At 73.6% G+C, this 4,064-nt stretch carries 1 protein-coding gene; it reads left to right on the top strand.

What is annotated here, in order from left to right; all coding sequences use genetic code 11:
• Positions 1-25 precede the first annotated feature (25 nt).
• Positions 26-4,064 (top strand): SDR family NAD(P)-dependent oxidoreductase (locus tag IG05_RS0140700; protein ID WP_078894887.1); only part of this gene is annotated, 4,039 nt, incomplete at its 3' end.

Here is a 4,064-nt window from a genome sequence, read left to right as displayed (position 1 = left end):
GGCGCCGTATACCGACTGGTCGTTGGTGGAGGTGCTGGTCGGTGGTGGCTCGCTGGAGCGGGTGGATGTGGTGCAGCCGGCCCTGTTCGCGGTGATGGTCGCGCTTGCCGAGCTGTGGCGTGCTCATGGTGTGGAGCCTGATGCCGTTGTGGGGCATTCGCAGGGCGAGATCGCGGCGGCGTACGTGGCGGGCGCGTTGTCCCTGGACGACGCCGCCAAGGTGGTCGCCCTGCGCAGCAAGGCCCTGGTCGCCCTGGCCGGACACGGCGGAATGGTCTCGGTCGCGCTGTCCGCGGACGACGCCGCCGGCTACCTGAGCCCCTGGGGCGACCGCATCACCGTCGCGGTGGTCAACTCCACCTCGACCGTCGTCGTGTCCGGCGAACCCGGGGCCCTGGACGAACTGCTCGCGGCCTGCGCCAGGGACGGCATACGCGCCCGCGCCATCCCCGTCGACTACGCGGCGCACTCCGCGCAGGTCGAGGCCGTCAGCGAGCAGCTTCTGACCGACCTCGCGGACATCCGGCCCCGGCCTGCCGCGATTCCCTTCTACTCCACGGTCACCGCGGAACCGGTCGACACCTCTGCCCTCGACGCCGGCTACTGGTACCGCAACCTGCGCGAGCCCGTACGGTTCGACCTGGCCACCGCCCGGCTCGCCGCCGACGGCCACGAGGTGTTCGTGGAAGTCAGCCCGCACCCGGTGCTGGTGCAGGACCTGGACGGCGTGGCGACCGGCACCCTGCGCCGCGACCACGGCGCCATCGGGGAATTCCTCACCGCCCTGGCCCGTCTCCACGTCCAGGGCGTCGCCGTGACCTGGCCGCACGACCGCCCGCACGGCGTCAGGCTGCCGAGCTACGCCTTCCAGCGCAGCACCTACTGGCTCACCCCCGCGGCCGGCGACCACGGCACCGGACACCCGCTGGCGGGCACCACCGTCGAACTGCCCGACGGCAGCACCGTGCACAGCGGCCGCGTCTCCACCCGCACCCACCCCTGGCTGGCCGACCACGCCGTCGACGGCACGGTCCTGCTGCCGGGCACCGCCTTCCTCGAACTCGCCACCTCGGCCGGCGGGACCCTTGACGACCTCGTCCTGCACCTGCCCCTCGCGCTCACGGACACGCCGACGGACATCCAGGTCTCGGTCGGCGCCCCGGACGACACCGGCCGCAGCCCGGTCACCGTGCACTCCAAGGGCGGCGACGGCTGGGTCCGCCACGCGTCCGGAACTCTCGGCGGCCAGGTGCCGGCCGGACGCCTCGACTGGCCCGCGAGAAACGTCGAACCCGTGGACCCCGAAGGGTTCTACGCCTTCCTCGCCGGACTCGGATACCAGTACGGACCCGCGTTCCGGGGCGTGCGGGAGCTGTGGCAGGGCGAGGACGAACTGTACGCCGAGGTGTCCGTCCCCGACGGCGCCCGCTTCGGCATCCACCCCGCGCTCCTGGACGCCGCACTCCAGCCGCTGATCCTGCTCAGCCCCGACACCCGGGTCCGGCTGCCGTTCTCCTTCTCCGGCGTCGCCGTGCACGCCACCGGTGTGTCGTCCGCCCGGGTCCACCTGGCCCGCACGGGCACCGACACCTACCGCGTGACACTGACCGACCTGTCCGGCAACCCGGTCGCGGACATCACCGCGCTGACCGTCCGTCCGGCCGCCGAGGCCCGGGCCGCGGTGCTGCACACCCAGTGGGTGCCGCTCACCCCGAGCACACCGACCGAGGTGGTGCCGAGCCCGGTACTCACCGCGGAAGCCGACGCTGACTCCGTGCACGCCCTCGTCCAACGGGCCCGCGCGCTCGTCCAGGACTTCCTGGCCGAGCAGCCGGAGCGGGCGACCGCACGCCTGGCCGTCCTGACCCGCGGCGTGGCCGGCGCGGCCGTAGGTGGCCTGGTCCGCAGCGCCGCCGTCGAACACCCCGGCCGGTTCGTCCTGGTCGACATGGGCGACGCGTCCGAGGAGGACGCGGTCCGGGCCGCCATGACAGCCGGCGACGAACCCGAACTGGCCCTGCGCCGGGAAGGTGTCCTCGTACCGCGGCAGGCCAGGTACGCGCCGGAACTGACCGCCCCCGACGGCGCGTACCGGCTGAGCGAGTCCGGCACCGGGCAACTCGACGACCTGGCCCTGCTGCCCTGGCACGAGGCCGCGCTGGAACCCGGGCAGGTACGGGTCGCCGTACGCGCGGCCGGCCTGAACTTCCGTGACGTGCTCATCACCCTCGGCATGTACCCGGACCGGCCCCCGCTGGGCGGCGAAGCGGCCGGCACCGTCCTGGAGGTCGGCCCCGGCGTCACGGCCTGGCGGCCCGGCGACCGCGTCATGGGAATGATGCCCGGCGCCTTCGGGCCGCGCGCGGTCACCGACCACCGGCTCCTGACGGCTATCCCCGACGGCTGGAGCTTCACCGAGGCGGCGTCGGTGCCCATCGCGTTCACCACCGCCTGGTACGGGCTGTTCGACCTCGGCGAACTGCGCCCCGGCGACAGGGTCCTGGTCCACTCCGGCGCGGGCGGTGTGGGCATGGCCGCCATCCAGTTGGCCCTGAACAGCGGCGCGGAGGTCTTCGCCACCGCGAACCCCGCCAAGTGGGACACCCTGCGGCGCCTCGGACTGGCGGACGACCACATCGGTTCGTCCCGCGACACTCGGTTCGCCGACCGGTTCCCGGCCATGGACGTCGTCCTCAACTCGCTCGCGGGAGAACTCACCGACGCCTCCCTGCGGCTGCTCGCCGACGGTGGACGGTTCGTCGAGCTGGGCAAGACGGACGTCCGCTCACCCGAGGGCCTGATCTACCGGGCCTTCGATCTCAACGACGTCGACCCCGCGCGGCAGGGCGACATCCTCTCCCGGGTTGTCGCGATGGTCGCCGACGGGGCGCTGGAGCCGCTGCCGGTCACCGCCGCGGACCTCCGCCAGGCCGTCGCCTCCTTCCGGCTGATGAGCCAGGCCCGCCACATCGGCAAGATCGTCCTCACCGTCCCCCAGCCGATCGACCCCGACGGCACCGTGCTGATCACCGGCGGCACGGGCACCCTCGGCCAGGGCGTCGCCCGCCACCTGGTGTCCCGCTACGGGGTACGGCACCTGCTGCTCGTCAGCCGCGGCGGCGGCGCGGTGCCGCACCTGGAGCCGCAAGGGGACGTCGACGTGCGGGTCGTGGCCTGTGACGTCGCGGACCGGGACGCGCTGGCGGCCGTACTGGACTCGGTCCCGGCCGCGCATCCGCTCACCGCGGTCGTGCACGCGGCCGGCGTGCTCGACGACACCGTCGTGGAACGGCTGACCGCGGAGCAGCTCGACCGGGTGCTGCGTCCCAAGGTCCACGGCGCCTGGCACCTGCACGAGCTGCTCCGCGAGCATCACCTCGCCGCCTTCGTGCTGTTCTCCGCGGCCGCGGGCGTACTCGGCAACGCCGGCCAGGCCGGCTACGCAGCCGCGAACTCCTACCTCGACGCGTTCGCCGCACACCGGCAGACCCTCGGACTGCCCGCCGTGTCGATGGCCTGGGGCCACTGGGAGCAGGAGAGCGGCATGACCGCCCACCTCACCGCGGCCGACCGCCAACGCCTCGCCCGCAAGGGCATCCGCCCCATGAGCACCGAACGCGCCCTGGCCATGTTCGACACCGCGCTGGCCGCCGGACGTCCCGCGCTGACCACGGCCGACCTCTCGATGCCGCAGACCCTGCCGACGCCGAAGGTCCCCGCGTCGGACCTGCTGTCCCTGGTCGCCGCCCACACCGCCACCGTCCTCGGCCACTCCGACGCCGCCGCGATCACCCCCGGACTCGCCTTCCGCGACCTGGGCTTCGATTCCCTGACCTCCGTCGAACTGCGCAACCGCCTCGCCGGCGCCACCGGCCTGCGGCTGCCCGCGACCCTCGTCTTCGACCACCCCACCCCGGCCGACCTCGCCGACCACCTCACAGCCGAACTCTCCGGTCGGGGCGGGCGTGTGGTGTCGGTGGTGTCGTCGGTGTCGGTGGGTGGGGTGGGTGGTGGGGCTGATCCGGTGGTGATCGTGGGTATGGGGTGCCGGTTGCCGGGTGGGG

This window comes from Streptomyces sp. NRRL S-1022, assembly GCF_000720135.1.
Classification (GTDB): Bacteria; Actinomycetota; Actinomycetes; order Streptomycetales; family Streptomycetaceae; genus Streptomyces.
Note: the sequence above shows the minus strand (reverse complement) of the source record. Positions and strands in the feature narration are given on the sequence as shown.